Genomic DNA, 24,675 nt, shown 5'->3' with positions numbered 1-24,675 from the left:
GGATTTCCTGTCGGAGATCCGGGCCCTTCTCGTTCAAACGCAAGGCAAGTCCGAGCGTCTTCACGACGGCGCCGGGTTGGGCTGGCGAGGCCGGAGGCGCGGGCGCACGAGCATGCCGCCATAGAGCGCCGTATAGCCGAGGAAGGCCAGCGTCCAGGCCCCGGCCGAGGCGTGCAGCAACGCCGTGGTACCGGGCATGAAGGAATAGGCAACGCGCAGCGCGGCCGAAACGACAACCGCCACAAAGACTAGGCAAGTGGCATTGCTGGCATGCAGATCGCGCCCCGTATGACCGAGCGTCGCCCGAGCCATCACCGCCAGCGTCATCGCCCCGATCGCGCCCGTGCCGAAAGCATGGAGGCCTGCAGCCGGCGGCACCGCGTCGGGCAGAAGGGCCGCAAGGCCGGCCAGCATGAAGCCCGCCGGCACGAAGGCGTATGCCACGTGCAGGACCAGCACCAGCGGATCGCGCCAGCTGCGCTCGCCGGCCCACCGGCAAAGCCGTGCAATGTTGAGCCCGCCTGCGCCCACGAGAAGCAGGCCGCTCGCAATGTGGTCGGGCACAAACGTCCAGGCAGCGATTGCAAGCGCCGAGACGCCGATGGTCGCGGCGTCGAAGCGATTGAACGGCACCGGCAGCCGGCCGGGATTCTGGCGCACCAGCCAGTTGCGGGTGAAGCTCGGGATGATGCGCCCGCCGATGATCATGACGAGCAGGACTGCCGCACCGATGCCGAGCCTGCGCGCCATGTCGGCACCGCCCGCGAAGCGCACCTCCAGATGGAACATGACATTGGCAGCGAACAGGACGCTGACCGGCGCCAGCACCTTGAGGTTGCGCCAGTTGCGGCCGGCGACGATCTCGACCGCGGCCGCCGCAGCGACCGCAAGCAGGAAGGCGCTGTCGATCACGGCCGCGGCCAGCCAGCCGATTTCGGCCGAGAAGAACACCGCCAGGCGGCCAGCCAGCCAGAGCAGCGCCAGAGCCAGAAGCGGCAGACCCTGCACCGGCAGCCGGCCGGTCCAGTTGGGGATGGCCGTAAGCAGGAAGCCGGTGATGATGGCCACTACATATCCGAAGATCATCTCATGGATATGCCAGTCGACCGGAGCAAAGCCGCTCGCGGTCTCGAGCCGACCGGAAAGCATCGGCAGCCACGCCAGGATAGTGAGGGCGGCATAGAGCGAGCCGAGCAGGAAAAATGGTCGGAACCCGTAGGACAGGATCGCAGGATAGTTGCCCGGCCGGACGCGAGGAATGGCCATGATACGCTCCTTTGAAAAGCAAAGGCCGGGCAGAGCCTGTCTACCCGGCCGTTTCTGAAAATCCGTTCGGCGTGACCGCCAGGGCTCAGTTGCCCGCGGGCACCTGAGCCAGCAGCGCCTCGAATGCCTTCTTGGCCTTGCCGGTCTGCTTGACCGCCTTGGCCTGGTCGAGATTGGCCGGCTTGCCCACCACGATCAGCGCCACCATGCCCATGCCATAATGCGGCGAGCACTTGACGCCGTAGACGCCCTCCTTGTCGAGGGTGACGGAAATCTGTTCGTTCATCTTGCCCTTGAACGGCGTGGCGCCCTCGGGGATCATGTCCTTGATGCTCTCGGCGTCATGCGACTTGTCGGTGGGCACGAAGGTGATCGTGTCGCCAGGCTGCGCGACGACGAAATCGGGCTGGAATACCATTGCACCCTTCTCGCCCTTGTTGAGCATCTCGATCCTGATCTCTGCTGCCTGGGCGGCACCGGCCAGGAGGGCGGCGGCAAACGCGGCCGCAATGGCAACTGCATGTTTCATCGTGTTTTTCCTTTGTCCTTGCATGACGGCTCCAGCCGTTGGCCCTCTCTAGGGCGCGTGTGCGTCGAGAACTTTGATCCAACGCAAACTTGACTGGAATTTCAGGAATTCTGCGCCGCTTGCCGCAGTCCGCCGGCCTGTGACATTCTGGCGCTCGACAGCGGTTGGTGAATTCGAGCACTGGGTCCGCGCACCGACCAGGAGGGACACTTGAGCCGATTAGATCGCTCGCTGATTGCCGGCATGCCGATATTCCAGGGAATGGCCCCGGCCGACCTGGACCGCATACTCCAGAAAGCGCGATCACTGCGTATCGCCAAGGACCAGACCGTATTCGAACAGGAAGGCGAGGCGCATTCCTTCTTCCTGCTGCTCGACGGACATGTCCGCGTGGTCAAGACCACGCCCGACGGCCAGCAGGTGATCGTCCGCTACATCAGCCCGGGCGAGCTGATGGGCATTGCGCACGCGCTCGGGCGCACCACCTATCCGGCCAGTGCCGTCGCCGCCGTGGATTGCGTGGTGCTCGCCTGGCCGGGGAATCTCTGGCCGGAAATGGCCGCGAGCTTCCCGAACTTCGGTTCCGGCACCTACAGGACGGTCGGCGCCCGCCTCCAGGAAACGCAGGCACGCGTCGTCGAACTCGCCACCGAGCAGGTCGAGCAGCGTGTCGCCCACGCCCTGCTCAGGCTGGTCAAGCAGACGGGGAGGAAGACCGAGGAAGGCATCCTCATCGATTTCCCGATTTCGCGGCAGGATATCGCCGAGATGACCGGCACGACGCTGCACACGGTCAGCCGGCTCCTCACCGCCTGGGAGGAGAAGGGACTGGTCAAGAGCGGCCGTCAGAAGGTGACCGTGGTTGAACCGCACCGGCTGTTCGCGCTCGCCGAAGGCCAGGCCGACAAGGGCTGACCTTCGGCCCCTACTTCATCACCTTCGTCAGATCGTCGATCAGCATGTCCTCGTCCAGGGAATGCTCGCGCGCGGCGTCCATTACCGTATGGAACGAGGCTATCGGGCAACCGACGCAAAGCAGGCCATGACCGAGGATGACCCTGATCGTGCCTGGCCATCGCCGCATGATGACATCCATCGTCATGTCGTAGTCGAAACGTGACTTCATCGTCGTTCACCGCTTTTGAAGCCAGACGATGAACGAAGCGGCGCGCCGTTTCGTTGCGCGCCGACAAACAGGCAAGCGATCGCGCGGCACCTCAGCCCAGGGGCATGACCTGCATCGGCAGGCCGGCACGTGCGCCCTCTCCCGCTACGGCGGACATCGGCTCCTGCCCCTTGCACCGACGACGCGTTGCAGGCCATCTAGGCCGGACAGAAAGAGGCAACGCATGAAGTTCGAAGTCACCGACGCGCCATCGTCCGAAGACCTCAGCACGGTCGGCGACCACCTGACCGACTTCAATGCGGCGGATGTCGGACCGGCCGACAAGCGCCCGCTGGCAGTGTTCGTTCGCGGCGAGGATGGTTCAGTCGTCGCCGGCATTTCCGGCTACACCGCCTGGGGCTGGCTCTATGTCCAGTGGCTGTGGGTGGACGAAAGCCTGCGCGGACAGAACGCGGCTTCGCGCATGCTGCAGGCGGCCGAGGACGAAGCCGCGGCGCGCGGCTGCCATGGCGCTTACATCGACACGTTCAATCCGACTGCGCTGAAGGTCTATCAGCGCCAGGGCTACAAGCCGTTCGGCGAGTTGCCAGACTTTCCGAAGGGCCGCACGCGTACCTTCCTGGCGAAGCCCCTGCAGCAAGCCTGAAAAGGAAGCATCGGCGGCCATCGGGCCGCCGACGGTCGTCCATCTCGATCGCTTCGTACGGCCCGCAGATCAGTCGGCGATACGACCGCCGGTCATCGGTTGCGGCACGCCCGTCGTGCTCGGGAAGCTTATCGGCAGGCCGCGCAGGACGCGCGCGGCGAGAAACGCGAAGCATTCGGCCTCCACCGCGTCGCCGCGCCAGCCGATGGTGTCGGCCGAGACCGCGTCGACGCCGGCGCGCTCGCGCAGCATGGCCATGAAGGTCGGGTTGTGGCGGCCGCCGCCGGAGACGAAGAGTTTGGTCGGGCGCTGCGGCAGAAGGTCGAGCGCCTTGCCGACGCAAGCAGCGCTGAAGGCGGTGAGCAGGGCAGCACCGTCCTCGTTGCTCAGGCCGTCGGCCATCGCGGCGGTAAAGTCGAAGCGGTCGAGCGACTTGGGATAAGGTGCGGCGAGATAGGGATGCTCGAGCAGGCGCGCGAGCCGCGCCTCGTCGACGGTGCCGGCGGCAGCGAGCGCCCCGCCCTTGTCCATCTCGCCCAGGCCCCTCGCCTTGACGAAATCGTTGATCGGCGCGTTGGCGGGGCCGGTGTCGAAGGCGACGAGATCGGACTTGCCGTCCCACCAGGTGACGTTGCCGACGCCGCCGAGATTGAGGATGGCGCTGTCGCCGCGCGCGCCGGCCGTGCCGAGCAGTGCGGCGTGGTAGGCCGCGGCCAGCGGCGCCCCCTGCCCTCCCGCACGGATGTCGGCGGTGCGGAAGTCGTAGACCACCTTGGTGCCGAGCAGCGACTGCATCAGCTGGCCATCGCCCAGCTGGCGGGTCTCGCCGCGCAGGCCGCCCTCCTGCGGGCCGCGATGCAGCACGGTCTGGCCGTGGAAGCCGACGACGCCGATGTCGGCCATCGTCATGCCGGCGCCCTCGACGACCTGCCTGACGGCGGCCGATTGCGCCCGGGTCAGCGCTTCCTCCGCCTCGGCGAAGATCGCCGGCTCGGGACCTTCGAAATTCCACACGCGGGCTTCGGCCTGCGCCTGCTCCAGCATCGGCCGCACCGACGCCTCGTAAGGCACGAGCGAGTAGGGACCGAAGGCCTCGATGCGCTCGCCGTCGGTCTTGAGCAGCGCGACGTCGATGTTGCCGTCGAGCACGGTCCCGGTCATCAGCCCGACCGACCAGATGGGGTTCATGTTCAAGCTCCGTTGATGATGTCGCCGGTTCGGCAGCGAAGATCGACGATCCCGCTGTCGAAATGGCGGGTCGGGTGGATGCGGTTGGTGAGCAGGGTCCAGGCGCGGCCGGCATCGAAATCGATCCATAGGCCGGTGCCAGTGAAGCCGGTATGGCCGATCGTTCCAGGGCTGCAGCGGTCGCCGCCGGACCAGCCGGCATAGGGGTGTTCCCAGCCGTGGGTGCGCTTGTCCGACAGCGGCGCACGTATCAGGCCGATGGCCTCCGGCGAAGCGCCGCTGCCGTCGAGCAGGCCCTGCGCGAAGTCGAGCACCGAGGCAGCCGTGCCGAACAGCCCGGCATGGCCGGCGCCCTGAAGGGCCGAGCAATTGTCGTCGTGGACTTCGCCCGACAGCACGCGGTGGCGCCAGGTGCAGTCCTCGGTCGCCGCCGACCGGTCGGAATCGGCAGCAAAGGCAAAGCCCGGGCCGGCATCCATGTCGCGGATCCACCGGCCCGACAGGCGCTCCATGGCAAGGCCGAGCAGGATGAAGTTGATGTCGGAATAGACGGGTTGTGCCAGCTTGCGCCATTCGCGCTGCAAGACGAAGGTGCGCAGCAAGTCCGGATCGCTGCCATAGGTGTAGATCGGCTCGACTGCGGGAAACGGCGTCTGGTGGCCGAGGCACTGGCGGAAGGTGACCTGCCGCTCCCAGGCGTTGGGGTCGTACTGGCGCAGATCCGGAAGCACCGTAGTCAGCGGCGCATCGAGATCGATGCTGCCCGCCTCGGCCAGCGCCAGGATGTGCGGCGTGGTGAAGATGACCTTGGTCAGCGACGCCAGGTCGAACCAGGTGTCGTCGCGCATCGGCCGCTCATGGGGAACGCGCTGCGCAAGACCGATCGACCTGGTGATGCGCTGGCCATCCTTGTCGACGATGCCCAGTACGCCGCCGGGGATGCGCCCGTCCTCGACGGACTGCGCCAGCAAGGCGAAAGCACGGTCGAAACGGTTGGGCAGGTCGTCCGTTGCCATCTCCGTCCCCTCAGGCCTCGGCCCGCACCTTGTGGTCGCCGCCGACCTCGAGCCATTTCGCAGCCGGCGGCTCGTAGCCAACGGGGCGCACCAGCGACGGAACCTGGCGGGTATCTAGCTCGAAATGCTGCTTGCGGCGATCGATGGTGGGCACGGCGGCGATGAGCTTCTTGGTGTACGGGTGCTGCGGGTCGGCGAGAACCGACTTCGCGTCGCCGATCTCGACGATCTGTCCGGCGTACATGACCGCGACGCGATGCGCGATGCGCTCGACCACCGCCATGTCATGGGAGATGAACAAGTAGGCGAGACCGTATTCGCGCTGCAGGTCGACCAGCAATTCGAGTACGCGTGCCTGCACGGAAACGTCGAGCGCCGAGACCGCCTCGTCGAGCACCACGACCGACGGGTTCAGCATCAGCGAACGGGCAATGCACAGGCGCTGGCGCTGACCGCCGGAGAACTGGTGCGGATAGCGCGCCAGGCTGTCCTCGGGCAGGCCGACACGCTTGAGCAGCGTTATCATCCTGGTGCGGACCGTTGCATCGATGCGCTGGCCGGTGGCGATCACCGGCTCGGCCAGGGTCTGCTCGACATTGAGGCGCGGGTTGAGCGAGGCATAGGGGTTCTGGAACACCATCTGCACCGGCAGCCGGCTCTGGCCGGGCCGTGCCGCCTGGGCCTCCACCGAAAAGGCGCCGCGCGTCGGCGAGACGAGGCCGAGCACGGCGCGCGCCGTGGTCGACTTGCCCGAGCCGCTCTCGCCGACGATCGCCAGCGTTTCGCCGGGCATCAGGTCGAAGGCGATGCCGTCAACGGCGTGCACCGCCCCGACCGGCTTGCTGAACCAGCCGCCCTTCAGCGGATAGCGCACGACGAGGTCGTCGACTTCGAGCGTCGGCTTGGGCAGCGGCGCAGTGGCGCGCGCACCGTCCGTTCTCGTCGCCACGCCGCTGGAGAAATGCGGCACCGCGTGCAGCAGGTGCTTGGTATAGGGGTGCTGCGGGGAGTCGAGGATCTGGCCGAGCTCGCCCTGCTCCACCACCCGGCCGTCCTGCATCACCATCACGCGGTCGGCGATGCCGGCGACGAGGCCGATGTCATGGCTGATGAAGATCATCGACATACCAGTCTCGCGCCGGAGCTCGGCCAGCAGCGCCATGATCTGCGCCTGCACGGTGACGTCGAGTGCCGTCGTCGGCTCGTCGGCGATCAAAAGGCGCGGGTTGCAGGCCAGCGCCATGGCGATCATCACGCGCTGCAGCATGCCGCCGGACAACTCATTGGGGGTCGCCTTGAGCCGCCGCTCGGCATCGGGGATGCGCACCCGCTCGAGCGCCTCGCGGGCGGCGGCCCTGGCCTGGTTGCCCGTCAGGCCGCGATGCAGCCGGAACGACTCCTCGATCTGGGTGCCGATGGTCAGCACCGGATTGAGCGACGTCATCGGCTCCTGGAAGATCACGCCGATCTCAGCGCCGCGGATGCCGACAAGCTCCTGCTTGCCGGCGGCGGTGACATCAAGCACGCTGCCGTCGGCGCGCAGCAGCTCGATCTTGCCGCTGGTGATGCGGCCGCCGGCATAGTCGATCAGGCGGTTGCTGGAGAGCGCGGTCACCGACTTGCCCGATCCGCTCTCGCCGACGATCGCCAGAACCTCGCCGACGCCGACATCGAAGCTGACGCCATGCACCACTTCCTTGGCGCTGGCTGCCGGACCGAAGCTGACGTGGAGGTCGCGGACCGAAAGGATCGGCTTCATCTCGTTTCGCTCCATGTCACGCCCTCCTCGTCTTGGGGTCGAGGATGTCGCGCAGCGCATCGCCGAGCAGGTTGAAGCCGAGGATCGACAGCATGATGGCGACGGCCGGGAAGGCCAGCAGCCAGGGCGCCTGCTCCATCAGGTTGCGGCTGTCGCTCAGCATCAGGCCGAGCGATGAGGCCGGCGGCTGGGTGCCGAGACCGAGGAAGCTGAGGCCGGCTTCGGTGAGCAGCGCCCAGGCGAGCGCCAGCGTCACCTGCACGGTGAGCGGCGCCACAAGGTTGAGCAGCAGGTGCCGGGTCAGGATGTAGGAGCGGCTCGAACCGAAGGTGCGGGCGGCGTCGACGAAGTCTCGCGCCTTCAGCGACAGTGCCGGTCCGCGCACGACGCGGGTGAAGATCGGCGTGTAGACGATGCTGATGGCGGCGACGCTCGTCCAGGTGCCGGGGCCGACGATGGTGACGATCAGCAGCGCCAGCAGGATTGCCGGAAACGCCAAGAGCACGTCCATCAGGCGCATCATCACCGTGTCCCAGCGCTTGCCGTACCAGGCGGCGGTGAGGCCGAGCACGGTGCCGGCGAGCGTTGCCAGAGCGACGGAAAAGAAGGCGACGGTGAAGGACTGGCCGACGCCCTTCATCAGGCGACTCATCACGTCGCGGCCGAACAGGTCGGTGCCCATCCAGTAGGAGGACGTCGGCGCATGCAGGCGGTCGATGCGGTACTGCATCAGCGGGTCGTGCGGGGTCAGGCCGACCGCGCCCAGCAAGGCGACGAACAGGTAGACCAGCACGATGGCGCCGCCGATGCGACCGCTGGGATGCGAAAAGATGGCCTTCACGACACGCATCAACGGCCCTCCAGGCGAATCCGGGGGTCGAGCGCGGCGTAAGCGAGGTCGACGAGCAGATTGACGATCATGAAGTTGAGGGCGATGAACAGCACCGCACCCTGGACCAGGGCATAGTCGCGCTGCAGGATCGCCTCGAGCACCATGCGCCCCAGACCCGGCAAGGCGTAGATCTGCTCGACGATGACGGCGCCGCCGAGCAGATAGCCGAACTCGATGCCACTCAGCGTGACCACGGGCACGAGCGCGTTGGGCAGTGCATGGCGCCAGATGACGCGGCGTTCGGGGGCGCCCTTGCTCCGCGCCGTGCGCACGTAGTCGTCGCTCAGCACGTCGAGCATGGCCGAGCGCGAGACGCGCGTGACCGAAGCAGCGAACGCCAGGCCAAGCGTGATCGCAGGCAGGATCATCTGGCCGAGGTTCTGCAACGGATCCTGCCAGAAGGGCGTGAAGACACCCATCGTCGGCAGCACGCCGAAGCCGGCCGAGAGAATGTAGATGAGGACGAGGCCGACCACGAAGCTCGGCGTCGACTGGCCGATCATGGCCGCGATGCGGACGCCGAGGTCGGCGGGACGTTCGTTGCGGGTGGCGGCGTAAACGCCTGCGGGAACGCCGATCGACAGGGCGATCAGCATCGACAGCAGTGCAAGTTCAAGCGTCAGCGGGAAGCGTTCGAGGATGACCGTCAGCACCGGCTTGCCGTAGGTCACGGAGATGCCGAGATCGCCGCTGAACAGGCCGGTGAACCAGCGCCAGTATTGGACCGGCCACGGTTGGTCGATGCCGAAATAGATAGCCAGCGAATCCCGCTGCTGCGGGGTCAGGAGGCCTGCCTCGGTTCCGAGCATGGCGGTGATGGAATCGCCCGGCACGAGCCGTATGGCGATGAAGACGACGACCGAGACCCCGACCAGGACCAATGGGAAGGCCTGAAGGCGACGTATCACGTAGTTCATGTCATGCGTCCCATCTGGAGTTAGGGAACCGTGCCGGTTCTGGAGCGGTGTCGGCCAACGCCGGACTTGCGCCGCAGGGCGGTCGCCATCTTGCCGATGGCGACCGCCTTCGGGCGACGACAGGGAGAGCGCGCCGCCCGAAGCTCTTGCTACTGCTGCACGGTCACCTTGCCGAGGCTGAACAGCGAGCCGGTCGGCATCGGAACGAAGCCCTGCACGTTCTTCTGCTGCGCGGTGTAGCCATAGCCGGTGTAGAGCCAGACCCACGGCGACTTCTCGGCGAGCTGCTTGTCGAAGTCGGCGAAGATGACCTTGCGCTTTTCCGGATCAGTCTCGGCGCGGCCATCCTGCAGGAGCTTGTCGAGCGTGTCGTCGGCGAAGTTGGAGACCTTCTGCAGGTTGCCGCTCTTGGTCCAGTAGCGGTTGTACATGGTGTAGGGGTCGGGACGGCCGCCGTTCAGCGCAACCGCCATGTCGAAGTCGCCCTTCAGCCAGGTGTCGACATAGACGTTGAGCTCCATCATCTTGATGTCGAGCTTCACGCCGATCTCGGCCAGCTGCGACTGCAGCACCTGGGCCTCGGCGGCTGCCGTGGGCGGCTCGGCGGTCGCGGCAATCACGGTGGCGGTGAAGCCATCGGCGAAGCCGGCATCGGCCATCAGCTTCTTGGCCTTCTCGACATCCTGCTTGTAGCAGAACAGCGAGTTGGGATCGGACGCGAAGAACGGCATCGTCAGCGGGCCGGTGACCCGGCCTTCGCCGAGCGAAGCGGTGTCGAGCACGGCCTGGCGGTCGACGGCGCAAGAAATCGCCTGGCGCACCGCCAGCTCGTTCATCGGCTTGCGCGCCGGGTTGAGCTGGAGCACGTGATAGGCGAGCAGCGGCGCCCGGTTGAGCTGGAGCTTGGGCTCCTTGGGCACCAGCGTCGCGATCAGCGGATCGTTGAGCAGGGCGAAGTCGACCTGGCCAGTACGCATGGCTGCGAGGATTGCGGTTTCGTCCGGCAGGACACTGATCTCGATGCCGTCCACGCCGGTCGCACCACCAGCCCAGTCCTTGTTGGCGACGAGCACTTCCTTGGAATTGGGATCCCACTTCTCGAGCTTGAACGGACCCGAGCCGATCGCCTTGGTGCCAATCGTGCCGGCGGCGATCTCGCTTGCCGGAACGATCGACGAATTGGTGTCGGTCATGGCGGTCAGGATCGGCGCATCGGGCTGCTTCAGCTTGAACACGACGGTCCCGGCGTCGGGCGTGTCGATGGCCTCGATGGAGAGATAGTTGGCGCGGTTTGCGGCACCCGTCTTCTCATCGAGGATGCGCTCGAACGATGCCTTGACATCGGCCGAGGTCACGGCGGAGCCGTTCTGGAACTTCGCCTTGTGGTCGAGCTTGAAGGTGAGCTGCTTGCCGTCGGCGGAAAACTCCCAGCTCGTGGCAATGCCGGGAACGATCTTCAGGTCCGCGTCGAGGCGCACCAGCGGCTCGTAGATCAGTTCGAGCAGACGCAGTGACGAGAACGCCGTCTGCTTGTGCGGGTCGAGGCCGGTCGCGTCCTGCGCCCAGGCCATGCGCAGCGTGGCCGCGTCGGCATGCCCCGCAACGGCCGAGAGGCCGATCATCGTGGCAGTCGTCAACCCAAGGAAATACTTGAACTTGCTGGTCATTTCATCCTCCCTGTTGCTCTCTCCCGTGGCACGGCCGGAATAGCCGCTCCCGGATCACTCGGACGCTTGTCTCGCGTCCTGGATTGCTTGTCGCAAGAAGCCGTTCGACCCCTTCAGCGCTGATCGCGCATCGGCAAGGTTCATCCCTGTCATGACGATGAGGATCGCCAGCTTCACGTCATTTTCGGTCTGGGCCAGTGCCAGTTGCGCCTCTTCCAGGGTGCAGTCGGTCGCCTGCATGACGATGCGGGCGGCGCGTGCCACCAGCTTCTTGTTCGACGCCTTCAGGTCGACCATCAGGTTTTCGTAGGTCTTGCCGATGCGGATCATGCTGGCGGTGGTCAGCATGTTGAGCACGAGCTTCTCGGCCGTGCCCGACTTCATTCGCGTCGACCCGGTCAATGCCTCGGGGCCGACGACCGGCGAAATGGCGATGTCGGCTATGGCAGCGATTGCCGACTGAGGATTGCACGACAGGGCGACGGCGGTCGCGCCGATCTCTTTTGCATAGTTAAGACCGCCGATGACGTAGGGCGTGCGGCCGCTCGCGGCGATACCCACCACGACGTCTTTGGCCGACAGCCCGATCTCGGCCAGCGCCTCTGCACCCTTGGCCTGGCTGTCCTCGGCACCTTCCGTCGCCTTGAGCAGCGCGCTGTAGCCACCGGCGATGAGACCGACGACCATCGTCGGCGGAACGCGGAATGTCGGCGGGCACTCGGAAGCATCGAGCACGCCTATGCGGCCGCTGGTGCCGGCACCCATGTAGATCAGACGCCCGCCCTGACGGAAGGCAATGGTGATGCGGTCGACGCAGGCGGCGATCTCGGAGATCACCTTCTCCACGGCAAAGGCGACGCTCTTGTCCTCCTCGTTGATCTTCCTGAGGACGTCGACCGTCGACAGAAGGTCGATGTCCATGGTGCGCGGGTTCCGCTCCTCGGAAACCAACCGTCCCAACTCCGAAATCAAGGCTTGTTCCGACACGCTCGCCACCTGCCCGGTTTCTGAAATCGCAAGTGCCTCTCAGAGCCGGATCCCTTGAGGCCTTCTTAATTTTCTAGAATGTAATATTCCTATTGTCAACACAAATTGGAATGGAATATTCCTCTTCGGCAGGCGCTCCCGCCTACCGGTCGAGCCGCCGCGCCAGGATGATCGCCCCCGACACCGCGTCGCCATCAGCCGGCTTGAGGCGACGGCGAACGTCGGGCGCGAGCCAAGGCTCCAGCGGGCTCGCCAGTCCACCAAGGAGGGTCACGCGCGGCGCACCCTTGTCAAAGAGCGTGCGCACTAGGGTGTCGATCTGCTCGGCGGCAGCCTGAACGATGCGGCGGCCGGCCGCGTCGCCCTGGTCGGCATGGCGCATGACCGTCGGCGCGAGCGCGGCGTAGTCGGTGGCGGTTGCCCGATCCATCCAGGCCACCGCCTCCATCGGATCGTCGTGGAACCGCTGCATGACCTCGGTCAGCAGCGCCGAACGGTCGTGCCGGCCGTCATGCGACCGGAGCGCGAGTTGCACCGCCTTCAAGCCCAGATCGGCGCCGCTGCCTTCATCCGAGATCGGGAATCCGTAGCCGCCAACCCTGAGGTCCCAACCCTCGACGAAGCCCAGTCCGATCGAGCCGGTGCCGGCGATGACGATCGCCCCGTCCCTGCCGGAATGGGCGCCGAGGCAAGCGCCCATGCCGTCGCTGGTGAAGTCGATTGCCGCAAACGGATGCTCGATCGCCTTCAGCGCCTCCAGTGCGCCCTTGCGGCCAATGCCGGCAAGGCCGATGCCGGCCAAGGTGCGCGCCAGCTCGGCGTCACCGAAGCCGGCCTCCTCGACGGCCGCGCCAAACGCACGCGCGATCGACGCCCATGCGACATCGATGCCGAGCCGCGTCGTCGCCGGACCCGACAGGCCCTGGCCGAGCACATTGCCGGCCTCATCGACGATGCGGGCACGGCAACCGGTGCCGCCGCCATCGACGCCGAGGAAAAAGCGAGGCACGGCGCTGGTCATCCTGCTATCCGCTCGATGGTCGCGCCGCACATGCGCAGCTTGCGGTCGAGGCTCTCGTAGCCCCGGTCGAGATGGTAGACGCGGTTGACGATGCTTTCGCCGTCCGCGACCAGCGCGGCAAGCACCAGCGATACGGATGCGCGGAGGTCGGTGGCCATGACCTGCGCCCCGCGCAGCGGAGTTCCGCCGCGCACCAGGGCCGTCGTGCCTTGCAAGGTGATGTTGGCGCCGAGGCGAACCAGCTCGGGAACATGCATGAAGCGGTTTTCGAACACCGTCTCGCGCAACAGCGACGCGCCCGGCGCGCAGCACATCAACGCCATGAACTGCGCCTGGAGATCGGTCGGAAAGCCGGGATACGGCTCGGTCGTGATATCGACCGGCGACAACGGGCCGTCCCGCGAGACGATCAGGCCACGGTCTCCGGGCCAGACGCTGACGCCCGCCGCTTCCAGCACCTGCACGACCGACGCGAGGTGCTCGAGACGTGCATTCGTCAGCTCGAGCTGGCCGCCGGTGATGGCAGCGGCAATCGCATAGGTTCCGGCCTCGATGCGGTCGGGAATCGTGTGGTGGCTGGCCGCGCGCCAGGAGGTGCCGCCCTGGACGAGGATGCGGTGCGTCCCTGCCCCTTCGATGTTGGCGCCCATGGCGATGAGGCAGGCGGCAAGATCCATCACCTCGGGCTCGCGCGCGGCGTTGACGATCTCCGTCTCGCCCTTGGCCGTGGTCGCGGCCATCATCGCCGTCTCGGTCGCGCCGACCGACGGCGAGCCGAGCACGATGCGTGCCCCGGTCAGGCCCTCTCGCGCAGCAGCGACGATCGAGCCGCCCTGGATGCCGATGTCCGCCCCGAGCTGGCCAAGGGCCTTGATGTGCATGTCGACGGGCCGCGCGCCGATCGCGCAGCCGCCGGGCAGCGATACCTGAGCCTGTCCGAACCGCGCCAGCAACGGCCCGAGCACAAGTACCGTCGCACGCATCTTGCGCACCGTGTCGTAGCTGGTCTCCTTGGAAAAGGCGGCGCTCGCATCGATGACGACGGAACGGCCCTGGCGCGTGACCCCTGCCCCGTGCTGGGCAATGACGCCGAGCATGTTCTCGACGTCGCTCACCGCCGGCAGATTGGTCAATTCGAGCGGTTCGGGGCTCAGCAGCGAGGCCGCGATCTGCGGCAGCGCCGCATTCTTGGCGCCGGAAATGGCGACTGCTCCCTGCAGCCTCTGGCCACCGACGATTCGCAACTTGTCCATGTTCAAGATCCGTTCAGCAGCCGGTCGAAACCAGCCGAACTGACAAGAGAGTTGATCGGATTATTCTTCCCTGTCAACATCGGATGGAATATTCTATTCCCATCTCTTCGCTGGACGAGAGGGCTCGAGGAGCTTCATGTCGGTTCTCACGAAAATCCTTGCGACGCTCGACACCATGGCGCCCGCCGACCGGCAAATCGGCCAGTTCATCGTCGACAATCCGGACGAGATGCTGCGCCTGTCTTCCGTCGCGCTTGCCGAACAGACCGGCCGCAGCCAGTCCAGCGTGGTGAAGTTCGCGCAGAAGCTGGGCTATCCGAGCTACCAGCAGCTGAAGCTCGCCGTCAGCGAGGCCAAGGCCCAGCAATGGCAGGCCCCTCCCGGCATGGTGCACGGCAGCATCGACCGCGCCGACGGCTATGTCGCCGTGCAGCAGAAGCTCGTGGCGGGCAAGCTGGCCGCCATGCAGCAGACCATGTCGGTGAACAGCGAGCAGACCGTGGCCAAGGTTCTTGACCTGCTCGACCAGGCCGACCGGATCCACCTCGCCGGCGTCAGTTCCTCTTCGCTGGTGGCACGCGACTTCGCCATCAAGCTGATGAAGCTCGGCCGCAACGTGCTGCACGACAGCGACAGCCACGTGCAACTGGCGAGCGCCGCATCGCTGGGGCCGCGGGACGTGATGCTCGCCCTTTCTCATTCCGGCACCAGCATCGAGACGCTGCGCATCGCCGAACTCGCCAGCGAAGGCGGTGCGACCGTCGTGGCCGTTGCGTCGCTGAGGGACAATCCGCTGAGCGCGATCGCCGACGTCGTGCTGCACACGGCAAGCGACGAGGACGACGTCCGCTCGTCATCGATCACCGTCCGCGACGCCCAGCTGGCCCTGACGGACCTGTTGTTCATCCTTTTGGTGCAGCGGCAGGCCGACGCCGGCGATCACATCCGTAAGAGCGAGGCCGCCGTGGCGGCCCTCAAGCTGGACGGAAGATTGCGCTGAGCGCAGTACCTATTGGCGCATCAGTTCCAGCTGCCGATAGAAATCGACCCCAGCCAAGGCCGAATAGCTCTCGCGAAACAGGCCGTAAAGGTTGTCGAGGACGACCCGGTGCTCGATGTTCGGCTCGAGTGAATGCGTAGCGCAGACCATTTCCGCCGCCGCCTCCTCGATCGAGGCGAAATGGGCGGAACCCACGGCACCCAGCAGTGCTGCACCGAGTACACTGCATTCGCGTTCGCGCAGCAGCCTCACCGGACGATCCAGGACGTCTGCGATCGTCTGCGCAAAAAGCGAGGATCGCGTGCCGCCGCCGGTGAGGCGCAGGTCGGTGATGCCGGATTTGAGGTCGGCATCGAAGGCGTCGACCATCAAGCGTATTTCGCAGGCGAAACCTTCGAGCATGGCCCGGATGAGGTCCGCGCGCGCGTGTTTCAGCGTCAGGCCGAGAAACGCCCCGCGGGCGGTGGCGTCGTAGTGCGGTGTGATCTGCCCGGCGAAGAAGGGGTGGAACACCAGCCCCTGGCTCCCGACCGGCGCCTTGGCCGCCTCCGCCATCATCTGCTCATATCCGGACGCCGGACCTTCGAACTGGTCGCGCCACCATTGCAGGCAGGCGCCGACGGCAAAGCAACCGCCTTCCAGGTCCCACTTGCCGGGAATGGCGTGTGCCCCAATGTAAGTCTGCTCTCCGACCGCGAGGTCGGGATGGTCGAGGTGGGCCACCATCATCGCCGAGGTGCCTATGGTGATCTCTGCCATGCCTTGCCGCACCACGCCCGCACCCAGCGCGGCGCATTGCTGGTCGCCCGCGCCACGGCAAAGTGCGGTGCCGGCGGGCAGTCCAGTCAACGCCGCCGCCTGCTTCGAAATCACACCGACCGCGGCACCCGGCGCGCCCAGCGGCGGAAGCTTGGCGAGATCGATGCCAGCGGCCTTGCAGACCTCGTCGCTCCACCCAAGCCGGTGTATGTCGAGCATGCCGTTCAAGGTCAGGCTGGACGGGTCGCCTTCGAACCGCTCGGCTCCCAGCAGGCGAAGCAGATATTCCTGTCCGTTGCAGATCCACCTCGTGGCGTCGAGAAGTCTGGGTCTGTGCGCAGCCAGCCAGGCGATCTTGGCCACGGCCCAAGAAGCTGCGATCGGCATACCGGTGAGCGAGCGGAACCTTGCCGGCGAGATGTTCGCCGCAATCATCGCTTCCATGTCTTTGGCACGCGCGTCATTCCAGACGATGGCAGGCGCCAGCGGGCGGAACTGCTCATCGAGCAGAGCAAAGGTGCCGCGCTGGCTGGACAGCCCTACCGAAACGATCCGGCCGGGATCGATCCCCGCCATGGCCTGGCGGCTGGCTTCGCACAAGGCGCGCCAGACGACGTCCATGTCCTGTTCGACCCAGCCAGGCTGAGGAAAGATGCAGGGATAGTCGCGGTCGCCGCTGGCGACCATGAGGCCGCGCCTGTCGAACAAGGCGACGGTGACGCCGGTCGTTCCGGCGTCGATGCCGACGAACAGCGGCTCGCCACTCATCCGTGCACGCCGGGGGTACTGGCTATCCAGGCGCTGAGCAGCGCGAAATAGCGGCTGCGCCTTTCGGCCTGCTCGTGCGTGAGCGTTGCGACCAGCCTGATCTTCAACGCGATAAGATCCTCCTCGGGTTCAAACAGTTCGAGCGGCACCGACGCAAGCTCGGTATTGGTCTCGCCGGACCAGTTCGAATTTACCGGAAAACCATATTTCTCGAGGCCGTCCTGCCAGGTCGCATCGAGCTCCAGGCCGCCCTCGTCGCCGACCCGCACGAAGTGATGGAAATCGCAGACCTCGCCCTCCCCGATCATGTCGTTCAGTTCGGCCGGAAAGGATGGGTTGGGCGACAGCTTGGAATCGAAATAGGTGAACATGGTCACGACCCCTGCCTCATAGCCGGCGCGGCGCAGCAGGTTGCGCAGGAGCACGTGCTTGCCAGAGCAGGAACCGCTTCGCTGCTTCATCACGACCAACGGGTCCCGCGTGCCGACCGAGCCGTAAGGTATGTTGCGGACAGCGTGATATATGGCGGCAAGCCGGTTCGGCGTTTCGCCTATGCCTGCCAGGAATTCATCATACGCGTCCAGATTCATCGGTATTCTCCAATTAAACAGAAAGGTGGCGGAGCATCCGCTCGCGATCGGCAACGTCGGCCGCGGTAAGCTCTGTGACGCAGCGCCCGCGATCCAGTACGTAGGCCCGCTGCGCGGTTGCTCGGATGAGACTGAAATTGTTCTCGACCAGGATGATCGTCAGACCATGGTCGCGGTTGAGGCGCTGCAGGATCTGGCCGATTTCCTGGATGATGTTCGGCTGTATGCTCTCCGACGGCTCATCCAGGATGAGCAGTTGCGGATTGCCCGCCAGCGCCCTCGCAAGCGCGAGTGCCTGCTGCTGGCCTCCGCTCAGCGTTCCGCCATGCTGGCCGAGCCGCTCGCGCAGGATCGGAAACATTTCGAACACGCGATCCAGCGCCCCAGCCCCTCCACCGATGCGCTCGCCCATCCTGAGGTTTTCGGCAACCGTCAGGAACGGGAAGATCATCTTTCCCTGCGGCACGTAGCCGAAGCCGGCGCGCGCACGCTTCTGCGGAGCGTCCGAGGCAACCGAGACGCCTTTGAAACGGATGTCCCCGGCGCGCAGCGGCAGCAGCCCCATGATCGTGCGCATCAGCGTCGTCTTGCCGACGCCGTTGCGGCCGACGACGGCGACCATCTCCCCCTTGTACACCTGCATGGAGACGTCGTTCAGGATATCGCCGCCGCGATAGCCGCTCCGTACATGGTCGACACTAAGCAACGGCTCAGCCATGAGCGTCCCCCAGATAGATGCGCTGAATGTCCGGATCGCGTTCGATTTCCGCGATGCTGCCGTGCCGGAAGACCCGCCCCTGGTGCAGCACCGTCGTCGGCGCCTCCAGGCCGCGCACGAAACCCATGTCATGTTCGATGACGATCGCGGCGATGCCGCGGTCGCCGAGCTCCTTGATGAATTGCGCGGTCCGCTGGCTTTCCTGCGGCGTCATGCCGGCGGTAGGTTCGTCCATCAGCACGACGCGTGGCGCGTTGCCGAGCGCCATGCACATTTCCAGCCAATGCTGTTGTCCGTAGCTCAGCTCCCCCGCCGGGCGGGCTGCGTTGCGCGCCAGCTCGAGCCGATCGAGACCCCATGCGGCCACCTCCGACAGCTTGCCGCCGGGACTTGCGATGAACATGTTCTGGGCGACGGTGAGCGTCGGGAAGATGCGGGTCGTCTGATATTTCATGCTGACGCCGCGCTGAACGCGGCGAAACGGTTCATCACGGCTGATATCGGAGCCGTCGAGATGGATGCTTCCCGAGTCCGGCTTTATCAAGCCCATGATGAGCTTGAAGAATGTCGACTTACCCGCACCGTTTGGCCCGATCAGGCAGCGGCGCTCGCCAGCCGCCAGCGAGAAGTCGATTCCATCGGCCGCCACGATGCCGCCGAACGCGCGGCGGACTGCCTTGAGTTCCAGCAAAGACATCATTTCCTCGCGCGGGAGAGACGGGCAATGCCCCGAAGCAGCGTAATGACCATGCCGTTGGGCGCTGCCATCATTCCAAACAGCAGGATCGCGCCCATCACGACAAAGGCGAGCTCGCCGCTGTACACCGCAAGCGTGTCGGACAGCGCCGACAGCGCGACGGTACCGATCGCCACCGATGTCAGGCTACGACGGCCGCTGACAGCGACCCACAGCACCGGGAAGGTGGAGGCGAGCAGCCCGACCGACGTCGGCTGGATGAAATTGCCCCAGCTGGCGTAGAGGATGCCGCTGAGCCCGGCCAGCAAGCCGGCGATCACGAAGATCGTGAGCTGATAGCGGCGAATGTCGTAGCCCAGCAGCTCGGCGCGCTCCTGGTCTTCCTGGATGGCCATCGACACATGTCCGAAATGGCTGTTGGCGAGCATCCGCAGTCCCGCCAGGGTCAAGGCTACCAAGGCAAGCACGAGATAGAAAAGCGGCAGGCTGAAGCCGTCGAAGCTGAATGGGCCGACCGTGATCGAGGGAATGTTGGTCATGCCGTTGAAGCCGCCGAGCTGGGCATCGCCGATCCGCCATTCCAACCCGGCGGTCTGGCCGAGAAAAGTCTCCAGCATGAGCGTGAGGACGAGTGTCAGCACCGGGATGATCCAGGCGCTGACGCGGCCATAGAACAGGAAATAGCCGAACGCGGCAGCCGCCAGCGCCGTCAGGCCGAGAGCGCAGACCGCCGCGCCCACCGTGGCAGCACCCAGGCCCCAGTTGATGGCGAGAACGCCATAGGCATAGCCGCCGATGCCGAAGAAGGCGACCTGCCCAAAGCTGAGCACCCCGCAGTAACCCCACAGAAGTGCCAGTCCGAGCGCCAGTGGAACGTTGATGAGGAAACTGGTGAAGTTGAGCGCCGTAAAGACGGAGCCATAGATGGGGAACGTCGCAGCGGCGCCAAAGACGAGGACGAACAGCGACCAGTACCAGCGGCCGCCGAAGACGGTCAGTTGACCGTCGAGACCTGTCCTCTCCAGAAAACTGCGCGGCGAAGCCGAGGTGCCGGGCGCGGCAAGGGAATTGTAGCTGCTCATCGGCTTTTCTCCGCGCGTGCCCTGCGCCGGTTCAGAAAGGCCGCCTGAATGTAGTGGGACAGACCGTCGGGCAGGAAACGCATCATCAGCAACGCGGCGAACATCAGACCGATGCGACCGGCGAAAGCACTGAATTCCGATGACAGCGGTGTCTGGACCAGCGCCAGCAGCGACGAACTCGCCAATGCACCAATGAGCGGATTGGCGCCGCCGCCGATCACGACCGTGATGAACGCGGGCGCTATGAAAGAGGACCCGAACAAGGGAACGATGGTCGTGGTCGGGGCATAGAGCGCCCCGGTCAGGCCGGCCAGTGCCGCGCCGAGGGCGAAGCTGAACATGTAGATCCGGCTGGTGTTGACGCCGAGGGCACGTGCCATGTCCGGATTCTGCATCGTTGCGCGCATGTCGACACCGAGGCGCGTGCGGTAAAACAAGAACCAGAGCGCGCCCAGCACCACGAAGGCGAGGCCGGCGATCACCAGGAGATAGGTCGCGTAGGAATAATCGCCGACCTTGAAACCGCCCAGCGGCATCTTTATGCCCTGCAGAAATGGACCGAACAGCAGCAGCGTGCCCTGGCTGATGATCAGGCTGAGCCCGAAGGTCGCCACCAGCGCATTGAGCTTGTTTCCGTAGAAGCGGCGGATCACCAGCCGCTCGATGACCGCTCCGAAGATGCCGACCGCGAACGTGGCGAGCATTACGGCCAGAACGAATGGAACGCCGTTGTGCACGGCAATCGTCGCCGTATATGCGCCCATCATGATGAACTCGCCATGCGCGAGATTGATGATGTTGAGCATGCCCAACACGATGGTGAGGCCCATCGCGGCGAACATCAAAAACGAGATGTTCACCAGGAACTGATAGCCGAGATTGAACAGATCACTGGTCATAACTGGTTCCCGTCGCGACGGTCGCCAAGCGACCGTCGCGGGTGACATTGCAATCAGATGAATTGCTTGAAGGCCGGATCGTCGGCAGGCGTGTACTGCTTGAATTCCGGGTTCTTCACGAGATTCACCCCGAGCCTGCGGGTCCACCAAGGCTCGATGGACGGCCATTCCTGCACGAAGGTGATGTTGTGGCTCTCGTCGCACGAAGCCATGCGGATGTGCTGGCTCATGTGATGCGTCGCCGGGTCCATGAACATCCATCCCGCGGGCGCCTCGATACCGATGCCGCTTTCCAGCACCTCCATCACCGCCCCTTGCTCCGTCGTCTTGGCGAGCCGGCAGGCGACCGCATAGAGGTGCGTCGCGACATAGGCGCTGTGCGCCTCCTGCTGGATGTAGGGCTCGTCCGGGAACATGGCGCGGAAGCGCTTGACGAACGCCTGGTTACGCGGCGTCGGTATCTCCTCCATGTAGCTGACCGCCACGTTCATTCCCGCAAGGGCCGGCGCGGCAAATCGCTTGTGCTCGTAGCCCTGGGCAAGGTTGATGCTTGATCCCATTGGCCGCTTGAGGCCCGCGGCGTTGGCTTGCGGGTAGAAATTGGCGTGGTTCTGACCGGTGATGTACATCATCAGCCAGTCGGCCTTGGCCTGTTCGATGCGGGCGATCGTCGAGGTGAAGTCGGTGACGCTCAGCGGAATGAACTCCTGCCCGACCACCTCGCCGCCGAGCAGCGGGGCCATCGCGCGTGTCCACATGGCGCTGAGTTGCCCGAAATTGTAGTCAGCTGCCGGAATGTAGATGCGCTTGCCGAACTTGCTGATGCAGTACTGCATCGCCGGGATGATCTGCTGCTCTGCAACGGCACCCGTGCAGAACGTGTACTTGTCGGCGACGCCGCCCTCGTACTGGTTGTTGTACCAGTACATCTTCTTCATCTGGTCGATCACCGGCCGCATCGCTTCGCGGTTGGCGCTTGCGAAGGCGCCCATGATGACATCGACCTCGTCCTCGAGGCCCAGCCGCTTGGTGAGCTGCTGGTACATCCGCGGTTCTGACTGCGGATCAGGCGAAATGAGCTCCACCTGCCGCCCGTTGATGCCCTTGTCGCCGGATTCGACCAGCGTGTCGGCCAATTCGCTGTAGGCGCCGTCCTTGCCGGTTCCTCCTGGGCCGGTGGGGCCACTGAGCAGCGTGAAGCCGTCGTTGATCTCCTTGATCGCCAGTTGCGTGGCATGCAGCTTGGGCAGGCCGAACAGCGCGAAATTGCCCGACTGGTCTTCGAGCAGACCGAACTTGACGGGGCCGTTCTCCGCGGCCCTCACCTTTATCGCGGGAAAGCCGAGCGCCCCGACGGCGGCGATGCCGGCCGCGGATCCGGCAAGAAATTGCCGGCGTGTGGTTCTTGGCATTGCGTCGCCCTCCTGACTGCGGACGGCCGACTCCTTGTCACTCCCTGCTTCCTGTTCCGACATGCTACTCCTCCTCCAAATGCGCATCTACTCTACAAATGCGCCTCAACAAGCTCACGTCATCCGGCTCCGATCATGCGGGTTCGTCCACCTGCGACGGTGCAGGCGAGCCAATTTCGGCAAGCACGGCGCCGGCCAGGACCGAGTCCAGGATCAATGTATTGACAAAGCCGCCCTTGGCGGCCGCGACCACGGCCTTGGCCTTCACCGCGCCGGTCGCGATTCCGACGCGCGCGGGCACCTGCATCAGGTCGCTGAGGCCGATGGTGATCATCCGGTCGTAGATCTCCGTCCGGACGACGTCACCGGCAGCATCGACGAAGTAGGAAAAGACGTCCCCGACGGCCCCCGCGCGCTTCAGCGCCGCCCGCTCCGGCAGCTCGAAGTAGCCGCTGGCAAGCAGCATGGACGCCTCCGACGGCACCAGCGAGCCGATACCGACGATCGCCATGTCGAGGATCGAGAAAAGCTTGAAAACGTCGGCGATCGAACTCTCGCCGAGAAGCAGGTCGCGGGTCTCCTTGCGGTCCACGATGCCAGGTGCATGAAGCAGATGCGGCGCCGTGCCAAGCTTCTCGGCCAGTCGCCGCGTCACTTCCTGGCAATCGAACAGGTGCTCGACGCGCTTGTTTCCGCCGGTGATCTGGATCACCTGGGATCCGGGAAAATCGAGCGTCTTGAGCTGCGTCACCAGTTCGAAGGTCGTGCTGCCCCAGCCAATTCCAATGGCGCCGTTCTCGGGCAAGATCTCGCCGAGGAACTCGGCGCCAAGGGCGCAGGTACGCCGCTTTACCTCGTCGGCGGCAAGATTCGGCTCGACCCTGGCAACGACACAGGTCTTGACGCCGAGGCCGACCTCGATGGCCCGCTCCAGGTCACTGGCCTGACTGACAGGGGCACGAACATCGATGCGCACGACGCCCAGTTCCTCGGCCTCCTGCAGCATCCGGCCGATCTTGTGACGGGAAAGCCCGAAACGCGTCCCCACCTCCGCCATGGTCAGGCGCTCGCGATAGTAGGCTTGACAGATCTTGGCCAGCAGGAGGGATGAGGTTGCCATTGATTGCTCATATGCGCTTAGATTGCGCATATGGATAGAATCGTTATGCGGCTCATGTCAAGCGCGACCGACAGCGACAGGAGAAATTCGGAAAATCGACACAGTGTTTGGGCGCTCGGCAGCGCTTGCCGCGCCGGTCGATGCAGAGGTTGTTCCGCACCCGGCCCAATGCGCACCGTCAAAATCCTGCGGGAAACGCCAGCCGCAGCTTCGATCCGGCCCGACTTCGAGATAGGCTGCCGCAGGCCTGCTGAAAGGATAGGCCGCTCAGGCACCCATTTCCGAAGGCAATCCATAGAATGGCTGGCATCCGCGACGTTGCGAGGCTTTCCGGAACGTCCATCGCGACGGTTTCCCGCGTCATCAACAACTCCGGCTATGTCTCGGCCGGCGTGCGGAAGAAGGTCGAGGCCGCGATCCGGGAGACGGGCTTCCAGCCGAACGCGGGTGCCAGGCTGATACGCATGCAGGAAAGCCGTATGGTGGCACTTATGCTCCCGGCGCTGGACGTGCATTTCTTCGGCATCCTCGCCCACGAAATCGAACAGGAGCTGTTCGCCCGCGGCTATACCGCGATGATCTGCTCGACCGCCGAAAACCCCGAAAGCGAAGCGCGCTATGTCGCCGCACTGCTGTCGCAGAAAGTGGATGGCGTCCTGGTCGTCAGCGTCACCGAGGATTCGCACGCCTTCCAGAGACTGCAGGATGCAGGCATCCCGATCGTCGCCATCGACCGGCAATTGCCGGATGTCACGCCGCATGCGGTCAAGGCCGATCACCGGCAGGGGATGCGGATGGCTGCCGAGCATCTTCTCGCGCTCGGCCACCGCGAGATCGCCATTCTCGGCGCGCCAGGGCATAGCTGGCCAATCCAGGAACGCCTGGAAGGCGCGAGGGAAGCATTGGCGACTGCCGGGATTGCGCCGCTCTGCATCGGCATCGGCGAAATCCATAGCTTCGAGGCCTGCCGCGACCTGATGCTGTCGTTGTTCGATCAGGGCCATCGTCCGACCGCGATCCTCGGCATGACCGACATAGCCGCGATCGGCGCAATCCATGCGGCGAGCCAGCGCGGGCTGCGGGTGCCCGAGGACGTCTCGGTCACCGGCTTCGACGACCTGCCGGCCGCGCGCTACGTCGTGCCGCAATTGACCACCGTGGCCCAACCCGTGAGAGCCATCGGTCGGCAGGCGGTCAACGAACTGCTGGCCCTGATCGCCGGCGAGGCGCCGCCGGCGCCGCTGCCGGGCGCGCTGGACCTGCGCATGGTGCTGCGTGGGACCACGGGACCGCTCATTCGGCGTTCCGGCGGTTCCACACAGGGCCGGTAGCCACGCCGATGTTGCCCACTGTTTGCCGTTGC

At 65.3% G+C, this 24,675-nt stretch carries 24 protein-coding genes; 4 read left to right on the top strand and 20 right to left on the bottom strand.

Features of this window, described 5'->3' with window-relative positions; genetic code table 11:
• Positions 1-60 precede the first annotated feature (60 nt).
• Both AmiPiv_RS08930 and AmiPiv_RS08925 read right to left on the bottom strand, forming a co-directional pair.
• The gene (locus tag AmiPiv_RS08930) at positions 61-1,266 is read right to left on the bottom strand and encodes an NnrS family protein (protein WP_340037028.1); all 1,206 of its coding nucleotides are present in this window, start codon (positions 1,264-1,266) and stop codon (positions 61-63) included.
• Positions 1,267-1,351: 85 nt separating this feature from the next.
• Complete coding sequence (locus AmiPiv_RS08925) at positions 1,352-1,795, bottom strand: pseudoazurin (protein WP_340037027.1); 444 nt, start codon at positions 1,793-1,795, stop codon at positions 1,352-1,354.
• 210 nt (positions 1,796-2,005) lie between these two features.
• On the opposite strand from AmiPiv_RS08925, the gene AmiPiv_RS08920 reads away from it, so the two are divergent.
• Positions 2,006-2,710 carry a Crp/Fnr family transcriptional regulator gene (locus tag AmiPiv_RS08920; RefSeq protein WP_340037026.1) on the top strand — a complete coding sequence of 235 codons (705 nt, stop codon included), beginning with the start codon at positions 2,006-2,008 and terminating at the stop codon, positions 2,708-2,710.
• 10 nt (positions 2,711-2,720) lie between these two features.
• Here AmiPiv_RS08920 and AmiPiv_RS08915 read toward each other — a convergent pair whose 3' ends face one another.
• On the bottom strand, positions 2,721-2,921 hold the full coding sequence (locus tag AmiPiv_RS08915; RefSeq protein ID WP_340037025.1) for a DUF1858 domain-containing protein: 201 nt from the start codon (positions 2,919-2,921) through the stop codon (positions 2,721-2,723).
• Between the two features lie 223 nt (positions 2,922-3,144).
• On the opposite strand from AmiPiv_RS08915, the gene AmiPiv_RS08910 reads away from it, so the two are divergent.
• Positions 3,145-3,567 carry a GNAT family N-acetyltransferase gene (locus AmiPiv_RS08910; RefSeq protein ID WP_340037024.1) on the top strand — a complete coding sequence of 141 codons (423 nt, stop codon included), beginning with the start codon at positions 3,145-3,147 and terminating at the stop codon, positions 3,565-3,567.
• 69 nt (positions 3,568-3,636) lie between these two features.
• Here the strand turns inward: AmiPiv_RS08910 and AmiPiv_RS08905 are convergent, their stop codons facing one another.
• From AmiPiv_RS08905 to murA, 9 genes are all read right to left on the bottom strand, one after another.
• A complete protein-coding gene (locus tag AmiPiv_RS08905; protein ID WP_340037023.1) occupies positions 3,637-4,755 on the bottom strand; it encodes an anhydro-N-acetylmuramic acid kinase in 1,119 nt (372 codons plus the stop codon).
• A gap of 2 nt (positions 4,756-4,757) precedes the next feature.
• Complete coding sequence (locus AmiPiv_RS08900) at positions 4,758-5,771, bottom strand: serine hydrolase domain-containing protein (protein ID WP_340037022.1); 1,014 nt, start codon at positions 5,769-5,771, stop codon at positions 4,758-4,760.
• Positions 5,772-5,781: 10 nt separating this feature from the next.
• A complete protein-coding gene (locus AmiPiv_RS08895; protein ID WP_340037307.1) occupies positions 5,782-7,530 on the bottom strand; it encodes an ABC transporter ATP-binding protein in 1,749 nt (582 codons plus the stop codon).
• Positions 7,531-7,546: 16 nt separating this feature from the next.
• Positions 7,547-8,380, bottom strand: a complete 834-nt coding sequence (locus AmiPiv_RS08890; protein ID WP_340037021.1) for an ABC transporter permease — start codon at positions 8,378-8,380, stop codon at positions 7,547-7,549.
• Positions 8,380-9,339, bottom strand: coding sequence for an ABC transporter permease (locus tag AmiPiv_RS08885; RefSeq protein WP_340037020.1), 960 nt, complete (start codon positions 9,337-9,339; stop codon positions 8,380-8,382). Before AmiPiv_RS08885 ends, AmiPiv_RS08890 begins: the two co-directional genes overlap by 1 nt.
• Before the next feature lie 149 nt (positions 9,340-9,488).
• Positions 9,489-11,006, bottom strand: a complete 1,518-nt coding sequence (locus AmiPiv_RS08880; RefSeq protein WP_340037019.1) for an ABC transporter substrate-binding protein — start codon at positions 11,004-11,006, stop codon at positions 9,489-9,491.
• Positions 11,007-11,060: 54 nt separating this feature from the next.
• A complete protein-coding gene (gene murQ, locus AmiPiv_RS08875; RefSeq protein ID WP_340037018.1) occupies positions 11,061-11,993 on the bottom strand; it encodes an N-acetylmuramic acid 6-phosphate etherase in 933 nt (310 codons plus the stop codon).
• Positions 11,994-12,135: 142 nt separating this feature from the next.
• Positions 12,136-13,014, bottom strand: coding sequence for an N-acetylglucosamine kinase (locus tag AmiPiv_RS08870; protein WP_340037017.1), 879 nt, complete (start codon positions 13,012-13,014; stop codon positions 12,136-12,138).
• Positions 13,011-14,267 carry a UDP-N-acetylglucosamine 1-carboxyvinyltransferase gene (gene murA / locus AmiPiv_RS08865; protein WP_340037016.1) on the bottom strand — a complete coding sequence of 419 codons (1,257 nt, stop codon included), beginning with the start codon at positions 14,265-14,267 and terminating at the stop codon, positions 13,011-13,013. Before murA ends, AmiPiv_RS08870 begins: the two co-directional genes overlap by 4 nt.
• A 136-nt stretch (positions 14,268-14,403) precedes the next feature.
• Here murA and AmiPiv_RS08860 point away from each other — a divergent pair, with 136 nt between their 5' ends.
• Positions 14,404-15,267 carry a MurR/RpiR family transcriptional regulator gene (locus AmiPiv_RS08860; RefSeq protein WP_340037015.1) on the top strand — a complete coding sequence of 288 codons (864 nt, stop codon included), beginning with the start codon at positions 14,404-14,406 and terminating at the stop codon, positions 15,265-15,267.
• 9 nt (positions 15,268-15,276) lie between these two features.
• Here AmiPiv_RS08860 and AmiPiv_RS08855 read toward each other — a convergent pair whose 3' ends face one another.
• The 8 genes from AmiPiv_RS08855 to AmiPiv_RS08820 form a co-directional block, all read right to left on the bottom strand.
• Positions 15,277-16,794, bottom strand: coding sequence for a xylulokinase (locus tag AmiPiv_RS08855; RefSeq protein ID WP_340037014.1), 1,518 nt, complete (start codon positions 16,792-16,794; stop codon positions 15,277-15,279).
• On the bottom strand, positions 16,791-17,384 hold the full coding sequence (locus tag AmiPiv_RS08850) for a transglutaminase domain-containing protein (protein ID WP_340037013.1): 594 nt from the start codon (positions 17,382-17,384) through the stop codon (positions 16,791-16,793). The genes AmiPiv_RS08855 and AmiPiv_RS08850 overlap by 4 nt, the downstream gene beginning before the upstream one ends.
• A 13-nt stretch (positions 17,385-17,397) precedes the next feature.
• On the bottom strand, positions 17,398-18,102 hold the full coding sequence (locus AmiPiv_RS08845; protein ID WP_340037012.1) for an ABC transporter ATP-binding protein: 705 nt from the start codon (positions 18,100-18,102) through the stop codon (positions 17,398-17,400).
• Positions 18,095-18,793 (bottom strand): ABC transporter ATP-binding protein, encoded by a 699-nt coding sequence (locus tag AmiPiv_RS08840; RefSeq protein ID WP_340037011.1) that lies wholly within the window; start codon positions 18,791-18,793, stop codon positions 18,095-18,097. The genes AmiPiv_RS08845 and AmiPiv_RS08840 overlap by 8 nt, the downstream gene beginning before the upstream one ends.
• Positions 18,794-18,798: 5 nt before the next feature.
• On the bottom strand, positions 18,799-19,881 hold the full coding sequence (locus AmiPiv_RS08835) for an ABC transporter permease subunit (protein WP_340037010.1): 1,083 nt from the start codon (positions 19,879-19,881) through the stop codon (positions 18,799-18,801).
• Positions 19,878-20,780 (bottom strand): branched-chain amino acid ABC transporter permease, encoded by a 903-nt coding sequence (locus AmiPiv_RS08830; RefSeq protein ID WP_340037009.1) that lies wholly within the window; start codon positions 20,778-20,780, stop codon positions 19,878-19,880. The genes AmiPiv_RS08835 and AmiPiv_RS08830 overlap by 4 nt, the downstream gene beginning before the upstream one ends.
• A 53-nt stretch (positions 20,781-20,833) precedes the next feature.
• Entirely contained in the window at positions 20,834-22,192 is a 1,359-nt protein-coding gene (locus AmiPiv_RS08825) for an ABC transporter substrate-binding protein (protein ID WP_340037008.1), read from the bottom strand.
• Positions 22,193-22,325: 133 nt separating this feature from the next.
• Positions 22,326-23,198, bottom strand: coding sequence for a sugar-binding transcriptional regulator (locus tag AmiPiv_RS08820; protein ID WP_340037007.1), 873 nt, complete (start codon positions 23,196-23,198; stop codon positions 22,326-22,328).
• 413 nt (positions 23,199-23,611) lie between these two features.
• Between AmiPiv_RS08820 and AmiPiv_RS08815 the strand changes: the two genes are divergently transcribed.
• Positions 23,612-24,643: a LacI family DNA-binding transcriptional regulator gene (locus AmiPiv_RS08815; protein WP_340037006.1), complete on the top strand. Its 1,032-nt coding sequence runs from the start codon at positions 23,612-23,614 to the stop codon at positions 24,641-24,643.
• Positions 24,644-24,675 lie beyond the last annotated feature (32 nt).

Origin of the sequence: Aminobacter sp. Piv2-1 (assembly GCF_037625995.1) — a bacterium.
GTDB lineage: Bacteria > Pseudomonadota > Alphaproteobacteria > Rhizobiales > Rhizobiaceae > Aminobacter.
The sequence above is the reverse complement of the archived record's forward strand: the minus strand, read 5'-3'. Positions and strand labels throughout refer to the sequence as shown.

Coding starts and splice junctions, on each gene's coding strand:
- AmiPiv_RS08910 (WP_340037024.1), top strand. CDS start 3,145: ATGAAGTTCGAAGTCACCGACGCGCCATCGTCCGAAGACCTCAGCACG.
- AmiPiv_RS08825 (WP_340037008.1), bottom strand. CDS start 22,192: ATGCCAAGAACCACACGCCGGCAATTTCTTGCCGGATCCGCGGCCGGC.
- AmiPiv_RS08870 (WP_340037017.1), bottom strand. CDS start 13,014: ATGACCAGCGCCGTGCCTCGCTTTTTCCTCGGCGTCGATGGCGGCGGC.
- AmiPiv_RS08860 (WP_340037015.1), top strand. CDS start 14,404: ATGTCGGTTCTCACGAAAATCCTTGCGACGCTCGACACCATGGCGCCC.
- AmiPiv_RS08835 (WP_340037010.1), bottom strand. CDS start 19,881: ATGAGCAGCTACAATTCCCTTGCCGCGCCCGGCACCTCGGCTTCGCCG.
- AmiPiv_RS08855 (WP_340037014.1), bottom strand. CDS start 16,794: ATGAGTGGCGAGCCGCTGTTCGTCGGCATCGACGCCGGAACGACCGGC.
- AmiPiv_RS08905 (WP_340037023.1), bottom strand. CDS start 4,755: ATGAACCCCATCTGGTCGGTCGGGCTGATGACCGGGACCGTGCTCGAC.
- AmiPiv_RS08815 (WP_340037006.1), top strand. CDS start 23,612: ATGGCTGGCATCCGCGACGTTGCGAGGCTTTCCGGAACGTCCATCGCG.
- AmiPiv_RS08900 (WP_340037022.1), bottom strand. CDS start 5,771: ATGGCAACGGACGACCTGCCCAACCGTTTCGACCGTGCTTTCGCCTTG.
- AmiPiv_RS08915 (WP_340037025.1), bottom strand. CDS start 2,921: ATGAAGTCACGTTTCGACTACGACATGACGATGGATGTCATCATGCGG.
- AmiPiv_RS08850 (WP_340037013.1), bottom strand. CDS start 17,384: ATGAATCTGGACGCGTATGATGAATTCCTGGCAGGCATAGGCGAAACG.
- AmiPiv_RS08930 (WP_340037028.1), bottom strand. CDS start 1,266: ATGGCCATTCCTCGCGTCCGGCCGGGCAACTATCCTGCGATCCTGTCC.
- AmiPiv_RS08830 (WP_340037009.1), bottom strand. CDS start 20,780: ATGACCAGTGATCTGTTCAATCTCGGCTATCAGTTCCTGGTGAACATC.
- AmiPiv_RS08845 (WP_340037012.1), bottom strand. CDS start 18,102: ATGGCTGAGCCGTTGCTTAGTGTCGACCATGTACGGAGCGGCTATCGC.
- AmiPiv_RS08895 (WP_340037307.1), bottom strand. CDS start 7,530: ATGAAGCCGATCCTTTCGGTCCGCGACCTCCACGTCAGCTTCGGTCCG.
- AmiPiv_RS08880 (WP_340037019.1), bottom strand. CDS start 11,006: ATGACCAGCAAGTTCAAGTATTTCCTTGGGTTGACGACTGCCACGATG.
- AmiPiv_RS08885 (WP_340037020.1), bottom strand. CDS start 9,339: ATGAACTACGTGATACGTCGCCTTCAGGCCTTCCCATTGGTCCTGGTC.
- murA (WP_340037016.1), bottom strand. CDS start 14,267: ATGGACAAGTTGCGAATCGTCGGTGGCCAGAGGCTGCAGGGAGCAGTC.
- AmiPiv_RS08890 (WP_340037021.1), bottom strand. CDS start 8,380: ATGCGTGTCGTGAAGGCCATCTTTTCGCATCCCAGCGGTCGCATCGGC.
- AmiPiv_RS08925 (WP_340037027.1), bottom strand. CDS start 1,795: ATGAAACATGCAGTTGCCATTGCGGCCGCGTTTGCCGCCGCCCTCCTG.
- AmiPiv_RS08820 (WP_340037007.1), bottom strand. CDS start 23,198: ATGCTGCAGGAGGCCGAGGAACTGGGCGTCGTGCGCATCGATGTTCGT.